Origin of the sequence: Paraburkholderia sp. EG304 (assembly GCF_046543485.1) — a bacterium.
In the GTDB taxonomy this organism is placed as follows: Bacteria; Pseudomonadota; Gammaproteobacteria; order Burkholderiales; family Burkholderiaceae; genus Paraburkholderia; species Paraburkholderia youngii.
The window spans coordinates 167,006-184,924 of sequence record NZ_JBKGUA010000007.1 but is presented as its reverse complement, the minus strand read 5'-3'; the positions used below and the strand labels follow the sequence as shown (position 1 = coordinate 184,924).

16 protein-coding genes and 1 other RNA gene are annotated in these 17,919 nt (G+C 64.8%); 14 read left to right on the top strand and 3 right to left on the bottom strand.

The annotated features are described in order from the left end of the window. Positions 1-109 precede the first annotated feature (109 nt). A complete protein-coding gene (trxA, locus tag ACLFKU_RS11535; RefSeq protein ID WP_013089343.1) occupies positions 110-436 on the bottom strand; it encodes a thioredoxin TrxA in 327 nt (108 codons plus the stop codon). A gap of 508 nt (positions 437-944) precedes the next feature. Between trxA and ffs the strand changes: the two genes are divergently transcribed. The 8 genes from ffs (at position 945) to ACLFKU_RS11495 (ending at position 9,302) form a co-directional block, all read left to right on the top strand. Continuing rightward, an RNA gene (gene ffs, locus ACLFKU_RS11530) (signal recognition particle sRNA small type) lies at positions 945-1,043 on the top strand. Between the two features lie 182 nt (positions 1,044-1,225). Then, positions 1,226-3,730, top strand: a complete 2,505-nt coding sequence (locus ACLFKU_RS11525; protein WP_410849169.1) for a DNA polymerase III subunit gamma/tau — start codon at positions 1,226-1,228, stop codon at positions 3,728-3,730. A 73-nt stretch (positions 3,731-3,803) separates the two neighbouring features. Continuing rightward, positions 3,804-4,130, top strand: a complete 327-nt coding sequence (locus ACLFKU_RS11520) for a YbaB/EbfC family nucleoid-associated protein (protein WP_008923976.1) — start codon at positions 3,804-3,806, stop codon at positions 4,128-4,130. A gap of 140 nt (positions 4,131-4,270) precedes the next feature. Beyond that, positions 4,271-4,867 carry a recombination mediator RecR gene (gene recR, locus ACLFKU_RS11515; protein WP_018418135.1) on the top strand — a complete coding sequence of 199 codons (597 nt, stop codon included), beginning with the start codon at positions 4,271-4,273 and terminating at the stop codon, positions 4,865-4,867. A gap of 158 nt (positions 4,868-5,025) precedes the next feature. Beyond that, a complete protein-coding gene (locus ACLFKU_RS11510) occupies positions 5,026-6,267 on the top strand; it encodes a CaiB/BaiF CoA transferase family protein (RefSeq protein WP_368582890.1) in 1,242 nt (413 codons plus the stop codon). 159 nt (positions 6,268-6,426) lie between these two features. After that, on the top strand, positions 6,427-7,464 hold the full coding sequence (locus ACLFKU_RS11505) for an ABC transporter substrate-binding protein (protein WP_013089347.1): 1,038 nt from the start codon (positions 6,427-6,429) through the stop codon (positions 7,462-7,464). 128 nt (positions 7,465-7,592) lie between these two features. Next, a complete protein-coding gene (locus ACLFKU_RS11500; protein ID WP_410849168.1) occupies positions 7,593-8,405 on the top strand; it encodes an ABC transporter ATP-binding protein in 813 nt (270 codons plus the stop codon). A gap of 72 nt (positions 8,406-8,477) precedes the next feature. Next, on the top strand, positions 8,478-9,302 hold the full coding sequence (locus tag ACLFKU_RS11495; protein WP_368582892.1) for an ABC transporter permease: 825 nt from the start codon (positions 8,478-8,480) through the stop codon (positions 9,300-9,302). Between the two features lie 78 nt (positions 9,303-9,380). On the opposite strand, the gene ACLFKU_RS11490 is transcribed toward ACLFKU_RS11495, so the two are convergent. Next, positions 9,381-10,355 carry an NADPH:quinone oxidoreductase family protein gene (locus ACLFKU_RS11490; RefSeq protein ID WP_410849167.1) on the bottom strand — a complete coding sequence of 325 codons (975 nt, stop codon included), beginning with the start codon at positions 10,353-10,355 and terminating at the stop codon, positions 9,381-9,383. Positions 10,356-10,580: 225 nt separating this feature from the next. Between ACLFKU_RS11490 and surE the strand changes: the two genes are divergently transcribed. The 6 genes from surE (at position 10,581) to rlmD (ending at position 16,971) form a co-directional block, all read left to right on the top strand. After that, positions 10,581-11,339 (top strand): 5'/3'-nucleotidase SurE, encoded by a 759-nt coding sequence (gene surE / locus ACLFKU_RS11485; protein ID WP_013089351.1) that lies wholly within the window; start codon positions 10,581-10,583, stop codon positions 11,337-11,339. Then, on the top strand, positions 11,336-12,547 hold the full coding sequence (locus ACLFKU_RS11480) for a protein-L-isoaspartate(D-aspartate) O-methyltransferase (RefSeq protein WP_410849166.1): 1,212 nt from the start codon (positions 11,336-11,338) through the stop codon (positions 12,545-12,547). The genes surE and ACLFKU_RS11480 overlap by 4 nt, the downstream gene beginning before the upstream one ends. Before the next feature lie 5 nt (positions 12,548-12,552). Beyond that, positions 12,553-13,503 (top strand): peptidoglycan DD-metalloendopeptidase family protein, encoded by a 951-nt coding sequence (locus ACLFKU_RS11475; RefSeq protein ID WP_410849165.1) that lies wholly within the window; start codon positions 12,553-12,555, stop codon positions 13,501-13,503. Between the two features lie 11 nt (positions 13,504-13,514). Continuing rightward, entirely contained in the window at positions 13,515-14,603 is a 1,089-nt protein-coding gene (gene rpoS, locus ACLFKU_RS11470) for an RNA polymerase sigma factor RpoS (protein ID WP_368582899.1), read from the top strand. Between the two features lie 4 nt (positions 14,604-14,607). Further along, complete coding sequence (locus ACLFKU_RS11465; protein WP_368582901.1) at positions 14,608-15,384, top strand: 3'-5' exonuclease; 777 nt, start codon at positions 14,608-14,610, stop codon at positions 15,382-15,384. Positions 15,385-15,540: 156 nt separating this feature from the next. After that, complete coding sequence (gene rlmD, locus ACLFKU_RS11460; RefSeq protein WP_368582902.1) at positions 15,541-16,971, top strand: 23S rRNA (uracil(1939)-C(5))-methyltransferase RlmD; 1,431 nt, start codon at positions 15,541-15,543, stop codon at positions 16,969-16,971. A gap of 91 nt (positions 16,972-17,062) precedes the next feature. On the opposite strand, the gene ACLFKU_RS11455 is transcribed toward rlmD, so the two are convergent. After that, the gene (locus ACLFKU_RS11455) at positions 17,063-17,884 is read right to left on the bottom strand and encodes an outer membrane protein assembly factor BamD (RefSeq protein WP_410849214.1); all 822 of its coding nucleotides are present in this window, start codon (positions 17,882-17,884) and stop codon (positions 17,063-17,065) included. Positions 17,885-17,919 lie beyond the last annotated feature (35 nt).

Genomic DNA, 17,919 nt, shown 5'->3' with positions numbered 1-17,919 from the left:
ACACGCTCGACCGGCGGGCGCGGTGATATGCATCCACCGATGCGCCCGATTCCTGATGGCTCGCGGCGGGCGATGAACCCGCGAGCGCCGCGAGGTACTTCTGTATGTATTACAGGTTGCCGTCGAGGAACGCTGTGAGTTGCGACTTCGACAGAGCGCCGACCTTCTGAGCGGCGACGGCGCCATTCTTGAACAGGATCAGCGTGGGGATGCCGCGCACGCCGAACTTGACCGGCGTGGACTGATGCTCGTCGACATTGATCTTCGCGACTTGCAGGCGATCGGCGTAGTCCTTCGCGACTTCGTCGAGGATCGGCGCGATCATCTTGCAGGGACCGCACCATTCGGCCCAGAAATCGAGCAGCACGGGTTTATCGGATTTCACGACGTCCTGTTCGAACGATGCGTCGCTAATATGCTTAATTTGTTCGCTCATTTATGAATACCTCTGTCGGTTCGAGGCCCGCCTGAATTGCTCGCCACGATACGTCAAAAACCGGGAAAATTTCCGTTCGCTATGCCGCATCCGGAGACTTGCCGGGCATGCCTGTGAAAATCAGAAAAAACGTCTGAAAAAACGCCGGATTTTCACGGAATGCGCGGAAAGAGTCGCGTATGCGGGTCTTTCAACTGGCAGTGTAGCTTAATTCGCTATGCGTTGCCGATGGCGATAGTACTCATCAGGTCAGTGTGGCTAATAGGTCGCCGCCGCGGCGTCGGCCGGTGTCTGCGGCTCACGGATGCCGCGTTGCAATCTAAATGGTGGCGGGCCCGGCGAACTCAAGTGCCTCGCGTGGCGGGCGGCGTCGCGGCGCTGCGAGCTCGTCGGGCGGCGCGCAGGACGCGGGTGTAAACAGTACGAAGCCGTTCGAGGCCGAGCGTCGTTCGCGTTTTGCGCGTATCAACAGTCGCACAATGCGCGCGGCAATGATAGAATCTTTCGTGACGGGCCTCCTCGCATGGAGGGATGGTCAACCTGGTCAGGTCGGGAACGAAGCAGCCACAGCCGTTTTCCACCAGTGCCGAGGGTCGGGCTCGTCACCTTCCGTTTGCTTTTTTCTCCACTGCCGTTTTCTCGGCTTCTCTGCAGTTTCCCCGCAGTCATTCCCAGCTTCCGTATTGATCGTTCGCCGTATTCGGATGGCGCATCGTCGTGGCCATGTCGCGCGTTCGCGCGTCTTGCCGAATCGGTTTTGCGCGCCATTGTTACTGATACAATTTCCGGATGACCTATCAAGTTCTCGCACGCAAATGGCGGCCGAAGGATTTTGCTTCGCTCGTCGGACAGGAGCACGTGGTGCGCGCGCTCACCCATGCGCTCGACGGCGGCCGTCTGCACCATGCCTATTTGTTTACAGGTACGCGCGGCGTCGGCAAGACCACTCTGTCGCGTATCTTCGCGAAGGCACTCAATTGCGAGACCGGCGTGACGTCGACGCCGTGCGGCGTGTGCCGTGCGTGTCGCGAGATCGACGAAGGGCGCTTCGTCGATTACGTCGAGATGGACGCGGCGAGCAATCGCGGCGTCGATGAAATGGCCGCGCTGCTCGAGCGCGCGGTGTATGCGCCCGTCGATGCGCGCTTCAAGGTCTACATGATCGACGAAGTGCACATGCTGACGAACCACGCGTTCAACGCGATGCTGAAGACGCTCGAAGAGCCGCCGCCACACGTCAAGTTCATCCTCGCGACCACCGACCCGCAGAAGATTCCGGTCACCGTGCTGTCGCGCTGTCTGCAGTTCAATCTGAAGCAGATGCCGGCCGGCCATATCGTGTCGCATCTCGAACGCATTCTCGGTGAAGAGAACGTGCCACACGAGGCGCAGGCGTTGCGGCTGCTCGCGCGCGCGGCCGACGGTTCGATGCGCGACGCGCTGTCGCTGACCGATCAGGCGATCGCCTATTCGGCGAACCAGGTCAGCGAAGACGCGGTGCGCGGCATGCTCGGCGCGCTCGACCAAAGCTATCTGATCCGTCTGCTCGACGCGCTCGCGCAAGGCGACGGCGCGGCAGTGCTCGCGGTCGCCGATGAAATGGCCTTGCGCAGCCTGTCGTTTTCGACGGCGCTGCAGGATCTGGCGAGCCTGCTGCATCGGATCGCGTGGGCGCAGTTCGCACCTTCGTCGGTGCTCGACGAGTGGCCGGAGGCGGCCGACTTGCGCCGCTTCGCCGATACATTGAGCGCCGAGCAGGTGCAACTGTTCTATCAGATCGCGACGATCGGCCGAAGCGAACTGGGCCTCGCGCCCGACGAATACGCGGGCTTCACGATGACGCTGCTGCGCATGCTCGCGTTCGAACCGGCGCCGACGGGTGGCGGTGGCGGGGCGGCGGGAGCCGCTGGCACGCAGACCGGTGCGGCCGGCGCCGGTGCGAAGCGTTCTGGTGCACCGACGGTTGCCGCGCTGCGCGCGCTGTCGCCTTCGTCGGCGACGGCCATGGCAGCCGCTGCGCCGACTCGTGCAGTTCCGGTGGGCGTTGCCGGCGAGGAGCAGGACGATGCGATGAAATTGGCTGTGCCGGTTGCAAAGCCGATCGCTAAGCCCACGGCCGACACCGCGCAAGCTGAAGCAGCGCGCGTGACAGACGCACCGGCTATGCCCGCACGTCCGCTAGCACCGTGGGAAGATGCGCCCGCGAATGACGGTGCCGCGATCGCCAGTTCGACTGCGCCGGTCTCGAACGAATCTTCTGAAATTGCGCCTAGGTCCGAGCCGAGCGCGCTGACCCGCGCGGAAGAGACCGCGCCACCGGAACCGGAAGCGCGCCAGGAATTGACTGCCCCTGCTTCAACGGCGGCACCGGCGGCCTCGGCGGCCTCGGCCGAATCCGCGCCGCGTCGCGCAGGCGGCGCGAGCGCCGCGCTCGACGTGCTGCGCAACGCCGGCATGAAAGTATCGTCCGACCGCGGCCGCGCCAATACGCCCGCGGCCGCGAAGCCGGCCGCGCCGGTCGCCCCAAAACCCGCCGCGCCGCGCGTGGTCGTGCCGGTGCCGACGCCCGGTGCGCCCCGCCGCGCGTCGCAAGACAGCGCCGCTCAGGCTGCGCCCACTCGCGACGCCCGCAGCGACGCCAGCAACAACGCGCAACAGAACAGCCCGTCGAGTGCACCTTGGGACGACATGCCGCCGGACGACTATATGCCACTGTCGGCCGCAGACGACGCGTACTTCATTCCGCCAGACGACAACTTCGTGCCAGTGTTCGACCGCGGCCCCGACGACGTCCGCATGGACGGCCCGGCCGCGCAGGCCGCCGCACCGGCGCCGGTCGTCGATACGCGCCCGCTGCCGCCCGCCGTGCCGCTCGATCCGCTCGGTTTCACCGGCGACTGGCCCGCGCTCGCGGTCGATCTGCCGCTGAAGGGCATCTCGTATCAGCTTGCGTTCAACAGCGAACTGATGGCGCTCGAAGGCAAGACGCTGAAGCTCAACGTGCCGGTGCCGCAATACGCGGAAACGTCGCAGGTCGCTAAACTGAAAGCAGCGCTCGTCGAGCGGCTCGGCCAGAACGTCGACGTGCAGGTCGAAGTCGGCCCGGCGCGCCGTACCGCTGCCGCGCACGACGCGAAGTTGCGCGCGCAGCGCCAGCAGGAGGCCGAGCGCGAAATCAGCGCCGATCCGTTCGTGCAGTCGCTGATTCGCGAGTTCGGCGCGAGGATCGTGCCGGGCTCGATCCGCCCAATTACCCCGGATGCCGCCCCGAACGGCGCGGCGCCGGCCCACTGATCCATCGTTCGCGGCGTCGTCGCAGAGCGGCGCCGGAATGCCAGATTTCACGCTATCTAGAAGGAGCACGTCCATGATGAAAGGCCAACTCGCCGGGCTGATGAAGCAAGCCCAGCAGATGCAGGAAAACATGAAGAAGATGCAGGAGCAACTCGCGCAGATCGAAGTCGAGGGGCAGTCGGGTGCCGGTCTCGTCAAGGTGACGATGACCTGCAAGAACGACGTGCGCCGCGTGTCGATCGACCCGAGCCTGCTCGCGGACGACAAGGACATGCTGGAAGATCTCGTCGCCGCCGCGTTCAACGACGCCGTGCGCAAGGCCGAGGCGACCGCGCAGGAAAAGATGGGCGGCATGACCGCCGGCCTGCCGCTGCCGCCGGGCTTCAAGCTGCCGTTCTGAATCTGCTCTGATTGAGACCCGGCTGAGCGGTTGAGCGCCGCGGCGGTTCATTGCCGCGGTGCGAAAGCGCGCCCCGCTCCGCCACCACTTCGCATCCCGATTCGCCTACCCGAGCACCATCCACGTCGACGCCGATCCGCATGAAACAACCTTCCGCCCTGTCGGCGCTCGTCGAAGCGCTGCGTGCGCTGCCCGGTGTCGGGCCGAAGTCCGCGCAACGCATGGCGTATCACCTGATGCAGCACGATCGCGAAGGCGCCGAAAAGCTCGGCCGCTCGCTGTTGTTCGCGACCGAGCATCTGCGCCACTGCGAAAAGTGCAACACCTTTACCGAAGCGCAGATCTGCGAGGTCTGCCTCGATGAGGAGCGCGATCCGTCGCTGCTGTGCGTCGTCGAAACGCCGGCCGACCAGATCATGCTCGAACAGACGATGACCTATCGCGGCCTCTATTTCGTGCTGATGGGGCGGTTGAGTCCGCTCGACGGCATCGGCCCGAAGGAGATCCATTTCGACCGGCTCGTGAAGCGAGCGTCGGATGGCGTCGTCAAGGAAGTCGTGCTGGCCACCAATTTCACCAACGAAGGCGAAGCTACCGCGCATTACCTCGGACAGACGCTGAAGGCGCGCGGCCTTGCCGTCACGCGTCTCGCGCGGGGCGTGCCGGTGGGCGGCGAGCTCGAATATGTCGACGCGGGCACGATCGCGCGCGCGATGCTCGACCGTCGTTCGATGTAGCCACGCGGTTTGTTGGCCGCCGCGGCACCCGTGAAGCCACGCGTCATCGCCAGCCGTGATGCAGACCGCGCGCACGGCGATACAAAACAATGCAACCCACTTGCAGGGGACCAGAGTAAGCGCCGCTGTGCACCAACTCTGGCCGACAAAGGAGACTCATGAGCGCCAACCCCGATTCAGGCGCGAGCACCGCACCGCATGACGCACGCGGTCCGCTCGCCGGCGTCAAGGTGCTGGAACTCGGTACGCTGATCGCCGGGCCGTTCGCCGCGCGTTTTCTCGGCGAATTCGGCGCCGACGTCATCAAGATCGAAGACCCCAAAGGCGGCGACCCGCTGCGCAAATGGCGCAAGCTGTATCCGGAAGTGGGCGGTACGTCGCTGTGGTGGGCCGTGCAGGCGCGCAACAAGAAGTCCGTCACGGTCAACCTGAAAGCCGAAGAGGGCAGGCAGATCGTGCGGCGGCTCGCGAAAGAGGCCGATATCGTCGTCGAGAATTTCCGGCCCGGGCTGCTCGAAAAGCTCGGGCTCGGCTACGACGTGCTGTCCGCCGAGAACCCCGGCCTCGTGATGGTGCGTCTGTCGGGCTACGGCCAGACCGGGCCGTATCGCGATCGGCCCGGCTTCGGTGCGATCGCCGAATCGATGGGCGGTCTGCGCCATATCACCGGCTATCCGGACCTGCCGCCGCCGCGCATCGGCATTTCGATCGGCGATTCGATCGCTGCGCTGCACGGCGTGATCGGCGCGCTGATGGCGCTGCATCACAAGCAGGTGAACGGCGGCAAGGGGCAGGTCGTCGACGTCGCGCTGTACGAGGCCGTCTTCAACATGATGGAAAGCGTGGTGCCCGAATACGGCGTCTACGGGATGGTGCGCGAGCGTACCGGCGCGTCGCTGCCGGGCATCGTGCCGTCCAATACGTATCCGTGCCGCGACGGCAGCATCGTGATCGGCGGCAATAGCGATCCGATTTTCAAGCGGCTGATGATCGCGATCGAACGCGACGATCTCGCGAACGATCCGGCGCTCGCGCATAACGATGGCCGCGTGCCGCGCACGCAGGAAATCGACGCCGCGATCGCCGCGTGGCTGTCCACGCGCACGATCGACGAAGCGCTCGCGGTGCTGAACGCGGCCGATGTGCCGGTAGGCCGCATCTACAGCGTCGCCGATATGTTCACCGATCCGCAGTTCATCGCGCGACAGATGATCCAGCGGTTCAAGTGGCAGGACGGCAAGGAAATCACGCTGCCCACGGTCACGCCGAAGCTGTCGGCGACGCCCGGCGAGACGCGCTGGCTAGGGCCGGAACTGGGTGAACATACCGATGAAGTCCTTCAATCACTAGGTTATGATGCTGATGGCATCGCGCGGTTGCGGGCGCAACAGATCGTCTGATGCGCACAATGCAACGCATTGAGAAGAGCGCTTAAGGCGCGGCGCTGACGCACGATCCGCGCCGCGCGACCGGCAAGCCACACACCATGTCCAAGCGCGTGCGCAATGCGCACACGGGCGGTGAAAAGCCGGACTAAAAAAATCTGGAGACGACGGACCATGCAACGCAGAACCTTCCTCGCAGGCGGTGCGGCGCTCGCGGGCGCCTCGCTCGCGGCCACACCGTTCGCTTTCGCGCAGGCCAAACCCGAGACCACCAAGGTCGCCATCGCGGTCGGCGGCAAGAACCTGTTCTACTACCTGCCGCTGACGATCGCCGAGCGCCGCAACTACTTCAAGGACGAAGGGCTTGAAGTCGAAATCTCCGACTTCGCGGGCGGCTCGCAGGCGCTGAAGGCGGCCGTCGGCGGTAGCGCCGACGTGGTCTCCGGGGCATTCGAACACACGCTGCTGTTGCAGGCGCAAAAGCAGATGTTTCGCGAATTCGTGCTGCAAGGCCGCGCGCCGCAGATCGTGCTCGCGGTATCGAAGAAGACGATGCCGAACTTCAAATCGATCGCCGATCTGAAGGGCAAGAAGATCGGCGTGACGGCGCCGGGTTCGTCGACGTCGATCATGGCGAGCTTCGTGCTCGCGAAAGCCGGGCTCAGTCCGAAAGACGTCGCGTTCATCGGCGTGGGCGCGGGTGCCGGTGCGATCGCCGCGCTGCAGTCCGGGCAGATCGACGCGATCGCCAATCTCGATCCGGTCGTCACGCGCCTCGAGCGCGCCGGCGAAGTGCGCGTCGTGTCGGATACGCGCACGCTCGCCGATACGCACACCGTGTTCGGCGGCGATATGCCGGCGGGCTGCCTGTACGCGTCGCAGTCGTTCATCACGAAGAACCCGAACACCACGCAGGCGCTGACCAATGCGATGGTGCGCGCGCTCAAGTGGCTGCAGAACGCGAGCGGCAGCGAACTGATCAACACCGTGCCGGAAAGCTATCTGCTCGGCGACCGCGCACTCTATCTCGACGCGTGGCAGCACGTGCGCGAAGCGATGTCGCCCGACGGCCTGATGCCCGCCGACGGTCCCGCGACGTCGCTGAAGACGCTGAAAGCGTTCGATCCGATGATCCAGAACGCGCAGATCGATCTGTCGAAGACTTGGACCAACGACTTCGTGAAGAAGGCACTGACGACCGTCAAGGCGTAAACGACGCGGTGCGCGCGTAGGTGTATCGAAGAGGACGTGGGCCGGGCGATTCGCCTTGTCCACGCCCACCGCCTTCAGCGTCGCCGCCACAACTCCCCGCAAACCCGATCCCTGAAGCGAGCCGTACGATGACCGTTGCTGCCCTGGCGCTCGAAAACATCACCTGCACGTTCGCTGCGCGCGACAACCGCGCGCAGCGCTACACAGCGGTCAAAGACACGACGCTGCGTATCGAGCCGGGCGAGTTCGTGTCGGTGGTCGGGCCGACTGGCTGCGGCAAGTCCACGCTGCTGAACATCGGCGCGGGGCTGCTGCAGCCGTCGACGGGCGCGGTCAGCGTGTTCGGCGAGAAGCTCGATGGCCTGAATCGCCGCGCGGGGTACATGTTCCAAGCCGATGCGCTGATGCCGTGGCGCTCGGCGCTCGACAACGTGATGGCCGGCCTGTCGTTTCGCGGTATGTCGGCCGCAGACGCGCGCGCGAAGGCCGAAGAGTGGTTAAAGCGCGTCGGACTCGGCGGCTTCGGCGACCGCTATCCGCATCAGCTGTCGGGCGGCATGCGCAAGCGCGTCGCGATGGCGCAAACACTGATCCTCGATCCCGACATCATCCTGATGGACGAGCCGTTTTCCGCGCTGGATATTCAAACGCGGCAGCTGATGGAAAACGAACTGCTGGATCTCTGGGTCGCGAAGCGCAAGGCGGTGCTGTTCATCACGCACGATCTCGACGAAGCGATCGCGATGTCCGATCGCGTGGTCGTGCTGTCGGCCGGGCCCGCCACGCATCCGATCGGCGAGTTCCGGATCGATCTGCCGCGGCCGCGCGATGTCGCCGAAATCCGCTCGCATCCGCGCTTCGTCGAATTGCACGCGCAGATCTGGGGCGTGCTGCGCGATGAAGTGCTCAAGGGGTATCAACAGCAGCTCACCGCTGTTTGAGTGTGCCGCGCATCCCTGCATGCGTATTTAAAGAGAAGACGCGTTCAACAATCGTCCAAGGCAATCCAAGTCATGTGGAAGACGTTGCGCCCAAACCGGGCGAATCTGGTGATCTGGCAGTGGCTGCTGCTCGTGCTGTGCTTCGTGCTGTGGTACGTGCTGACGAGTCCGACGCTGATGCCGCCGTTCTATTTCGACGATCCAAACAAGGCGGCCTTCTTCTTCGGCGAGCCGCAGAAAGTGCTGCAGCGGATCTGGGAGTGGTTCACCGGCGGCGAGATCTATCTGCACCTGTGGATCACGCTCGTCGAGACCGTGCTCGCGTTCGTGTTCGGCACCGCGATCGGGCTCGGCGTCGGCCTGTGGCTTGCGCTTGCGCCGACCGCGAGCGCGCTGTTCGATCCATACGTGAAGGCCGCGAACTCGATGCCGCGAGTGATTCTCGCGCCGATCTTCGGCGTGTGGTTCGGCCTCGGCATCTGGTCGAAGGTTGCGCTCGGCGTCACGCTGGTGTTCTTCATCGTGTTCTTCAACGTCTACCAGGGCGTGAAGGAAGTGAGCCCGGTCGTGCTCGCGAACGCGCGCATGCTCGGCGCGAACCGCAAGCAGCTGCTGCGCTTCGTGTATCTGCCGAGCGCGATGAGCTGGGTGTTTTCGAGCCTGCATACGTCGGTGGGGCTTGCGTTCGTCGGCTCGGTGGTGGGCGAGTATCTGGGCTCGGCGCGCGGCGTCGGCTATCTGATCCTGCAGGCCGAAGGCACCTTCGATATCAACACCGTGTTCGCGGGCATTCTGGTGCTCACCGCCTTTGCGCTGATTCTCGACGCGATCGTCGGGATCGCGGAGCGGCGTTTGATGAAGTGGCAGCCGCGCACCGGAGATACCGAGAAGCTGTGAGCGTGGATCGCAAGCGGCGCGGCGCCCGAAATCGCCTTCGGGCGCCGCGCCGTTTTTCACGCTGCCTGATTGGTTGCACTATGGCGTGATCACCACCTTGCCGATCACGCGACGCTCGGCCATATCGCGCAACGCGCGGCCGGTGTCCTCGAGCGAATAGCGGGCCGATACGTAAGGCTTGAGCTTGCGTTCGCGAATCCAGCCGGTCATCTGCTCGAATGCCGCGCGGTTGCGCTGCGGCTCGCGCCTGGCGAAATCGCCCCAGAACACGCCGACCACGCTCGCGCCCTTGAGCAACATCAGGTTCAGCGGCAGCTTCGGGATCTCGCCGTTGGCAAAGCCGACCACCAGATAACGCCCCCGCCAGCCGATGCTGCGAAACGCCGGTTCGGCATACACGCCGCCGACCGGGTCGTAGATCACATCTGGGCCTTTGCCGTCGGTGAGCGTCTTGATGCGCTCGCGCAGATCCTCGCTGCTGTAGTTGATCGTCGCGTCCGCGCCGTGCTTGACGCAGGTCGCGAGCTTCTCGTCGTTCGATGCCGCCGCAATCACGCGCGCGCCGAGCGCCTTGCCGATTTCGACCGCAGCCAGCCCGACGCCGCCAGCCGCGCCGAGCACGAGCATCGTCTCGCCAGCCTGCAGCGCGCCGCGATCGACCACCGCGTGATGCGAGGTGCCATACGCGAGCGTGAACGCGGCCGCGAGTTCGAACGACACATCGTCGTCGAGCGGCACGCAGGCCGCGGCGGGTGCGAGCGCCTGCTCGGCGAAACCGCCGGAGCCGGTGAACGCCGCCACGCGAGAACCCGGCTTGAACTGCGTGACGCCTTCGCCCACCGCGCGCACGATGCCCGCGGCTTCCGAGCCCGGCGTGAACGGCAGCGGCGGCTTGAACTGGTATTTGTTCTCGATGATCAGCACGTCGGGAAAATTGACGGCTGCGGACTTCACGTCGATCACGACGTGGCCTGGCGGCGGTTCGAGATCCGGCAGGTTATCGACGACCAGGCTCTCGGGCGGCCCGTACTGCTTGCAGCGAATCGCACGCATCGTGTCTCCATATCGTTCAGGGTTCGCAACGGTTTCGAGTGTAAAGCAAAGCGCACGACCGTACGATTTATTGCGCTGCGGGTTGCGACGCAAGGCAGCATCTTTGCGCTCGACGCAAGCATCCGCGCACCTGAAAAACACCAGCTCGCACGACGCTCGTGCACGCCACGCCGACACCCCGAGCATGCCGTTCGCGTGCCATCTTTCCTCGGTTACAATCGGCGCATGCGAATCCTACTCAGCAACGACGACGGTTATCTGGCGCCGGGCCTCGCCGCGCTTTACGAAGCGCTGAAGCCGATCGCCGACGTCACCGTGATGGCTCCCGAACAGAACTGCAGCGCCGCGTCGAATTCCTTGACGCTGTGGCGGCCGCTCTCGGTCCTGCGTTCGGCGAATGGCTTCTACTACGTGAACGGCACGCCGACCGACTCGGTGCACATCGCACTGACCGGCATGCTCGACCATACACCGGACCTCGTCGTGTCGGGTATCAACAACGGCCAGAACATGGGCGACGACACGTTGTATTCCGGCACCGTTGCGGCCGCCACCGAAGGCATCATGTTCGGCGTGCCGGCCATCGCGTTTTCACTGGTCGACAAAGACTGGGTGCATCTCGAAGACGCGGCGCGCGTTGCCGCCGAAATCGTCGCGCATTATCTCGAACGGCCGTTGCCGGGGCATCCGCTGCTGAACGTCAATATTCCTAACCTGCCGTATGACCAACTGCGCGGCTGGGAGATCACCCGACTCGGCAAACGTCATCCGTCGCAGCCGGTGATCCGCCAAACCAATCCGCGCGGCGAACCGATCTACTGGATCGGCGCCTCGGGCCAGGCGCGCGACGCGAGCGAAGGCACGGACTTCCACGCGGTCGCGAACGGCGCCGTGTCGATCACGCCGCTGCAGCTCGATCTGACTTACACGCAAATGCTGCCCGCGGCGCGCGACTGGCTACGCGCCGGGAGCGGCAGTTCATGACCGGCGAGCGCGCGAAGCGCTTTCCGCTAGGTCTCGAGGACCTGGTGCGCGAACCGCGCCGGCCCGAGGGACGTCCGGGGGAGATGCGCGCGGCGGCGCTCGCGGCGAGCGCGGCGTTGAATGCGCGGCAGCAGTCGGCGAAACCGACGCAGGGCGGCGCGGCCGCACGAGCGCAAGCGAGGACTTCCGCTGCTGCCCAATCCACGCCGACGACACGACCCCAGGTGATTCCCCAGGCGAAGACGCAAAGCACTACGTTGGGCACGCCAACGGGAACCACCGGTGCGATGCCGCCGAAGCCGCAGGCCGCGCCAGTCGCAAAGACAACGGCGAATTCGTTGTCCGGTGGATTGGCGGGGCAGCCTGTCAAGCAAGCACCGAAGTCGTCGGTCAAGCCAGGCAAAACCTCGACGCATGCGTCTGCACACAGCGCACGTCCGACACCATCACCACTTCAGCCGCAACTGCAGCAAAGCGCGAAACCCGCGTCGAACGCCGCGCTAGCCGGTGCAATGAGCGGCGCATTCGGCGGCGCGAGCAGCGGCGCGATGAACAACGCCCTCGCGCTGACCTCGGAACGGGTTCGCGAACGCATGGTCGAACGCCTGCGAGCCAATGGCGTCAGCGACCAGCGTGTGCTGAACGCGATGGCGGCGGTGCCGCGCCACATGTTCGTCGATCCGGGGCTTGCGGCCCAGGCGTACGAAGATGCCGCGCTGCCGATCGGTCATCACCAGACCATCTCGAAGCCGTCGGTGGTCGCGCGGATGATCGAACTCGCGGCGGCCGGGCGCGCGCTGAACACGGTGCTCGAAATCGGCACCGGTTGCGGCTATCAGGCAGCGGTGCTGAGCCAGGTCGCGCGCGAGGTTTATTCGATTGAACGCATCAAGCCGCTGTCCGAGCGCGCGAAGACCAATCTGCGTCCGCTGCGCATTCCGAATATCCGGCTGCACTACGGCGACGGTCGGCTCGGCTTGCCGTCGGCGGCGCCGTTCGACGCGATCGTGATCGCGGCTGCCGGGCTCGACGTGCCGCAGGCATTGCTCGAGCAGCTTGCGATCGGCGGACGTCTGGTTGCGCCGGTCGGCTCGCAGGAAGGACAGAGCCAGGTGCTGACGCTGGTCGAGCGCCTCGGGCCCGCGCAATGGCGCGAGTCGCGGCTTGATCGCGTTTTCTTTGTACCCTTAAAATCCGGAGTGATTTGACACCGATGAGTATGTTGCGCGCGATGCAGAGAACCACCCCGAATACCCCCCTGACCGTAACCCAGCGCAGCGTGTGCGTGCTCGCCTTGTCCCTGTTGATGACGGCCTGTGCATCCCGGCTCGACCAGGCGCCCGTCGTCGACCGCTCCGGCGGCGGCGTGCTCTCCACCGCGCAGGGCGCGGCGCAACCGGCGGTGCCGCTCGGCCCGCCGCCGCCCGGTTACTATCGCGTGAAGCCGGGCGATACGCTGTACCGCATTGCGCTCGAGAACGGCCAGAATTACCGCGACATCTCGACGTGGAACAACCTGACCAATCCGAATCAGATCGAAGTCGACCAGTTGCTGCGCGTCGTGCCGCCGGGTGCGAATACCGCGGCCATGACGCCGGGCGTGTCGACCGCGCCGATCGGCAGCTCGGGCGCGGTGCAAAGCGCGCCACTGAATAACAACGCACCGGCCGCGGTCGGCGCCGCGATGCCGCCGCTCTACGGCGGCGCGACGAACGGAACGCCCGCGAATGGTGCGGTAGCTGCGCCTGCGGCCAATTCCTCTGCGGCGAACGCCGAGCTCGGCAGCGCGGCGGCGGGCAACGTAGCATTTGCATGGCCGGTGCGCGGTCCGCTGCTCAACACCTTCAACGACTCGACCAATAAAGGCGTCAATATCGGCGGCTCCGCGGGCGAGCCGGTTAAAGCGTCGGCCGATGGTCGCGTCGTTTATGCCGGAAATGGGCTGCGTGGTTACGGCAATCTCATTATCATCAAGCATGATGCAACTTATCTCACCGCGTATGCACACAACCGCGCTTTGATGGTAAAAGAGGGGGACGCGGTAACGAAAGGGCAGAAGATCGCTGAGATGGGCAATAGCGATTCCGACCGCGTGATGTTGCATTTCGAAGTTCGCCGACAGGGTAAACCAGTCGACCCACTGAAGTATTTGCCGCCGCAATAAGCGATACGACCATGCCGAAATCGAAGCGCCGCCCGCCGCAAGCCGAGTCTGAGACGATCAGCGAAGTCACGTCCGCCGCAGTGGACGAAAGCGGCGCTTCGGAAGTGGAAGAGGAGATCGTCGAGGAGCGCGATCTCGACGAACGCCAGAGCGGCCTCGACGACAGCGAGGGCGCCGACGCGCGCGAAAGCACCAGCGACGCGCTGCCCGACGCCGACGACTTCCGCGCACTGCTGCAGGCCGAACTCACGGCCGACACGATCCAGCATTATCTAAACCGCATCAGCGTGAAGCCGCTGCTCACCGTCGAGGAAGAGCAGAAATATTCGCGCCTTGCCAAGGCCGGCGAGTTCGAAGCGCGGCAGGTGATGATCGAGCGCAATCTGCGGCTGGTCGTCAGCATTGCCAAGGGTTATCTGAATCGCGGCGTGCCGCTGCTCGATCTGATCGAGGAGGGCAATCTCGGCCTGATGCACGCAATCGAGAAATTCGATCCGACGCGCGGCTTCCGTTTTTCGACTTACGCGACGTGGTGGATTCGCCAGAGCATCGAGCGCGCGATCATGAACCAGGCGCGCACCGTGCGCTTGCCGGTGCATGTGATTCGTGAGCTCAACCAGGTGTTGCGGGCGAAGCGCCATCTGGAAAAGAACTCGATGAATTCGGGGGAAGCCGCCGAGCGCCGCGACGCGAGCATCGACGACATCGCCTATCTGACCGGCAAGACCACCGACGAAGTCACCGACATCCTCGCGCTGAACGAGCACACCGCGTCGCTCGACGCGCCGCTCGACCTCGATCCGGCGAGCAGCCTGCTCGATCTGCTGTCGGACGACCAGAGCCAGTCGCCAGACGCCGAGGTGCAGCATCGCGAGCTCGAAACGCTGACACGCGCATGGCTCGCGCGTTTGTCGGACAAGCACCGCCATGTGATCGAGCGGCGCTTCGGTCTGAATCATATCGAGCCCGCCACGCTCGAAGAGCTGGCCGACGAAATGGGCCTCACGCGCGAGCGTGTGCGCCAGATCCAACAGGAAGCGCTGGTGCGACTGAAGCGCTTCTTCGCCTCAAACGGTGTCCGCAAAGACGCCGTTCTCTGACCTGATGACACCGATTCTTGTTTTCGACATCGAGACGATTCCCGATGTCGCCGGCATCCGCCGTCTTGAAGATTTGCCCGCGTCGATGAGCGACGCCGAGGTCGCCGAGCACGCGTTCGCCGCGCGCCGCGAAAAAACCGGCAGCGATTTTCTGCCGCATCACCTGCAACGGGTCGCGGCGATTTCCTGCGTGTTTCGCGACAACAACGGTTTTCGCGTGCGCTCCCTCGGCACGCCCGAGGACGGCGAGGCGACGCTCGTGCAGTCTTTCTATCGCGTGATCGAAAAGTACACGCCGCAACTCGTGTCGTGGAACGGCGGCGGTTTCGATCTGCCGGTGCTCAACTATCGCGCGCTCGTCAACGGCATCCCCGCCTATCGGTTCTGGGATGTCGGCGAGGACGACCGCGACTTCAAGTGGAACAACTACATCAGCCGCTACCACGCGCGCCATACCGACCTGATGGACGTGCTCGCGATGTACCAGGCGCGCGCCAACGCGCCGCTCGACGCGCTCGCGAAGATGTGCGGCTTTCCGGGCAAGATGGGGATGGACGGCAGTCAGGTGTGGCAGGCGTTCCAGCAAGGCCGCATCGAGGAAATCCGCAATTATTGCGAGACCGACGTCGTCAATACGTACCTGCTGTATTGCCGCTTCCAGCTGATGCGCGGCGGCTTTTCGCCGTCGGAGTATGCTGATGAGATCAACCTCGTGAAGAACGCGCTCGCGCTGGAAACCGCGCCACAGTGGGCGGAATATCTGGCGGCGTTCGAGCCGTAAGGGCGGCGCGCGAGTAGGGCGTCCGCCGGGGCGCCGCGCTGCAATCCGGGCCGCGATATGGACACGCTCCGGGCGCGGTCCACGCCACGCCACTGGCAAGCCCGGCGCTTCGTCTACAATCTCGCCTTTCCCCATAGTTTGCCAGGAAGTCCGCAGGTGTCCCGAACTGCCCCCCAACGTCGCTCGCCGCGGCGCTCATCGAAGCATGCCAGGGCGCACGCCCCGGCGCCGGCGCCCGCCATTACCGGCAACGAACCAGTCATCGAAATCGTTTCGCTCGATATGGAAGCGCGCGGCGTGGGCCGCACCGCGGGCGAAGACGGCACGCCAGGCAAGGTCGTGTTCGTCGAAGGCGCACTGCCGGGTGAACTCGTCAGTTATTCGACGCATCGCAGCAAGCCGAAATTCGAGCAGGCCGAAGTCGTTCAGGTGTTCCGCGAGAGCGTGACCCGCACGACGCCGAAATGCACGTACTTCAACATCTGCGGCGGCTGCTCGATGCAGCATCTCGACATGCGCGCGCAGGTCGCGGTCAAGCAGCGTGTGCTCGAGGACAACCTGCAGCATCTGGCGAAGCTGCGCCCCGAAACGGTGTTCCGGCCGATTCACGGACCGTCCTGGGGTTACCGCTATCGCGCGCGGCTCGCGGTGCGCTATCTGCCGGAGCGCGGCGGCATGCGCATCGGCTTTCACGAGAAGAAGAGCAGCTATATCGCCGACATGAAGACTTGCGAGGTGCTGCCGCCGCATGTGTCGGCGATGCTGATGCCGCTGCGCTTCATGGTCCGCAAGCTGTCGATCTACGACCGTATGCCGCAGCTCGAGCTCGCGGTCGGCTCGTCGGTCACGGCGCTCGTCGTGCGCAACCTGGAACCGCTGACGGCCGCGGACGAGCAGGTGCTGCGCGAGTTCGCGGACGAACACAAGGTGCAGTTCTGGGTCCAGCCGGGCGGTCCCGACACGGTCACGCCGCTTTATCCGCTCGACGTGCAGCTCGACTACACGCTGCCGGAATACGGCATCCGCATGCCGTTCAAGCCGACTGATTTCACCCAGGTCAATCACGCGATCAACCGTGTGCTGGTGAGCCGCGCGTTGCGCCTGCTCGCGCCGGCGCGCACGGACCGCGTGCTCGACCTGTTCTGTGGGATCGGCAACTTCACGCTGCCGCTCGCGCGAATCTCGCGGGAAGTGGTCGGTATCGAGGGCAGCGAAGTGCTGACCCAGCGCGCGCTCGCGAACGCGGAGCTGAACGGCGTCGCCGGCCATACGTCGTTCGCGTGCCGCAACCTGTTCGAAGTCACCGCCGACGACCTGCGCGCGCTCGGCCATTTCGACAAGTTCCTGGTCGATCCGCCGCGCGAAGGCGCGCTCGCGATCGCGAAGGCGCTCGCGGAGATCGCCCAGAGCGGCAACGGGCCGCTGCCGAAGCGCATCGTCTACGTGTCGTGCGCGCCGGGCACGCTCGCGCGCGATGCCGGGCTGCTCGTGCATGAGGCCGGCTATCGGCTGGTAGGCGCGGGCGTCGTCAACATGTTCCCGCATACGTCGCACGTGGAATCGATTGCGCTGTTCGAGCGCGATTGAGTCTCGCCGCGCGCACAAACGAAAACGCCACGACCGAGCTCGTGGCGTTTTCGTTTTCAGACGACGGTCTATGCCGTCGGCGCGTGAGGCGTCAGAACTGCCACCACGACTTCGCGGTGCCGGGCCGTGCGTGGCCGGTCACGTACGGGCTGTCGGGGAAAGTGCCGGCCAGCACGCGGCGCGTGTCGTCAGCGAGTTGCTGGTTGTTCAGCTTCTCGTACGACAGAATCATGATATGCAGCGCGTCTTCGATGGCCGGCGCGTTCTTGTACTCGCGCAAGGCGAGCTGTGCGCGGTTGATGGCGGCGACATAGGCGCCGCGGCGATAGTAATAGTCCGCCGCGTGGACTTCGTGCGATGCCAGCGCATTCACGATGTAGCGCATGCGCTGCGCGGCGTCCGGCGCGTACTTGCTGTTCGGGAAGCGGTCCACCACGACCTTGAACGCGTCGTACGACTCGCGCAGCGATTTCGGATCGCGTTCGCTCATGTCCTGGCCCGAGAAGCGGCCGAACAGACCGAGGTCGTCGTTGAAGTGGATCATGCCTTTCAGGTAATACGCGTAGGCGATGTCCGGGTGATCCGGGTGCAGCTGGATGAAGCGGTCGATGGCCTGGTCGGCGGCGGCGTTTTCGTTGTCTTTCCAGTTGCAGTACGCGACGTTGATCTGCGCCTGCTGCGCGAAGTGGCCGAACGGGTCGCGGCCTTCGAGCAGCTCGAAATACTTCGCGCATTTGCCCCAGTCACCACCGGTCAAGGCGTCGTTCGCCTCCGTATATAATTTGTTGTTATTCCACGTTGCCGTTTCGTCGGTCTTCTCCGGCAGGCCGTGGCAAGCCGCAACAGCGACGACGGCCGCGGCGCACGCAATGTATCCGGCCACTTTCCGGGCCGCCTTCTTGATGGCCGCCATATTGATCGCCGCTTCAGTGATGGTGTTCAAGGCTC

Bases quoted from the DNA above. Each gene is read 5' to 3' on its own strand.
- trxA (WP_013089343.1), bottom strand. From the start codon at position 436: ATGAGCGAACAAATTAAGCATATTAGCGACGCATCGTTCGAACAGGAC.
- ACLFKU_RS11525 (WP_410849169.1), top strand. From the start codon at position 1,226: ATGACCTATCAAGTTCTCGCACGCAAATGGCGGCCGAAGGATTTTGCT.
- ACLFKU_RS11520 (WP_008923976.1), top strand. From the start codon at position 3,804: ATGATGAAAGGCCAACTCGCCGGGCTGATGAAGCAAGCCCAGCAGATG.
- recR (WP_018418135.1), top strand. From the start codon at position 4,271: ATGAAACAACCTTCCGCCCTGTCGGCGCTCGTCGAAGCGCTGCGTGCG.
- ACLFKU_RS11510 (WP_368582890.1), top strand. From the start codon at position 5,026: ATGAGCGCCAACCCCGATTCAGGCGCGAGCACCGCACCGCATGACGCA.
- ACLFKU_RS11505 (WP_013089347.1), top strand. From the start codon at position 6,427: ATGCAACGCAGAACCTTCCTCGCAGGCGGTGCGGCGCTCGCGGGCGCC.
- ACLFKU_RS11500 (WP_410849168.1), top strand. From the start codon at position 7,593: ATGACCGTTGCTGCCCTGGCGCTCGAAAACATCACCTGCACGTTCGCT.
- ACLFKU_RS11495 (WP_368582892.1), top strand. From the start codon at position 8,478: ATGTGGAAGACGTTGCGCCCAAACCGGGCGAATCTGGTGATCTGGCAG.
- ACLFKU_RS11490 (WP_410849167.1), bottom strand. From the start codon at position 10,355: ATGCGTGCGATTCGCTGCAAGCAGTACGGGCCGCCCGAGAGCCTGGTC.
- surE (WP_013089351.1), top strand. From the start codon at position 10,581: ATGCGAATCCTACTCAGCAACGACGACGGTTATCTGGCGCCGGGCCTC.
- ACLFKU_RS11480 (WP_410849166.1), top strand. From the start codon at position 11,336: ATGACCGGCGAGCGCGCGAAGCGCTTTCCGCTAGGTCTCGAGGACCTG.
- ACLFKU_RS11475 (WP_410849165.1), top strand. From the start codon at position 12,553: ATGAGTATGTTGCGCGCGATGCAGAGAACCACCCCGAATACCCCCCTG.
- rpoS (WP_368582899.1), top strand. From the start codon at position 13,515: ATGCCGAAATCGAAGCGCCGCCCGCCGCAAGCCGAGTCTGAGACGATC.
- ACLFKU_RS11465 (WP_368582901.1), top strand. From the start codon at position 14,608: ATGACACCGATTCTTGTTTTCGACATCGAGACGATTCCCGATGTCGCC.
- ACLFKU_RS11455 (WP_410849214.1), bottom strand. From the start codon at position 17,884: ATGGCGGCCATCAAGAAGGCGGCCCGGAAAGTGGCCGGATACATTGCG.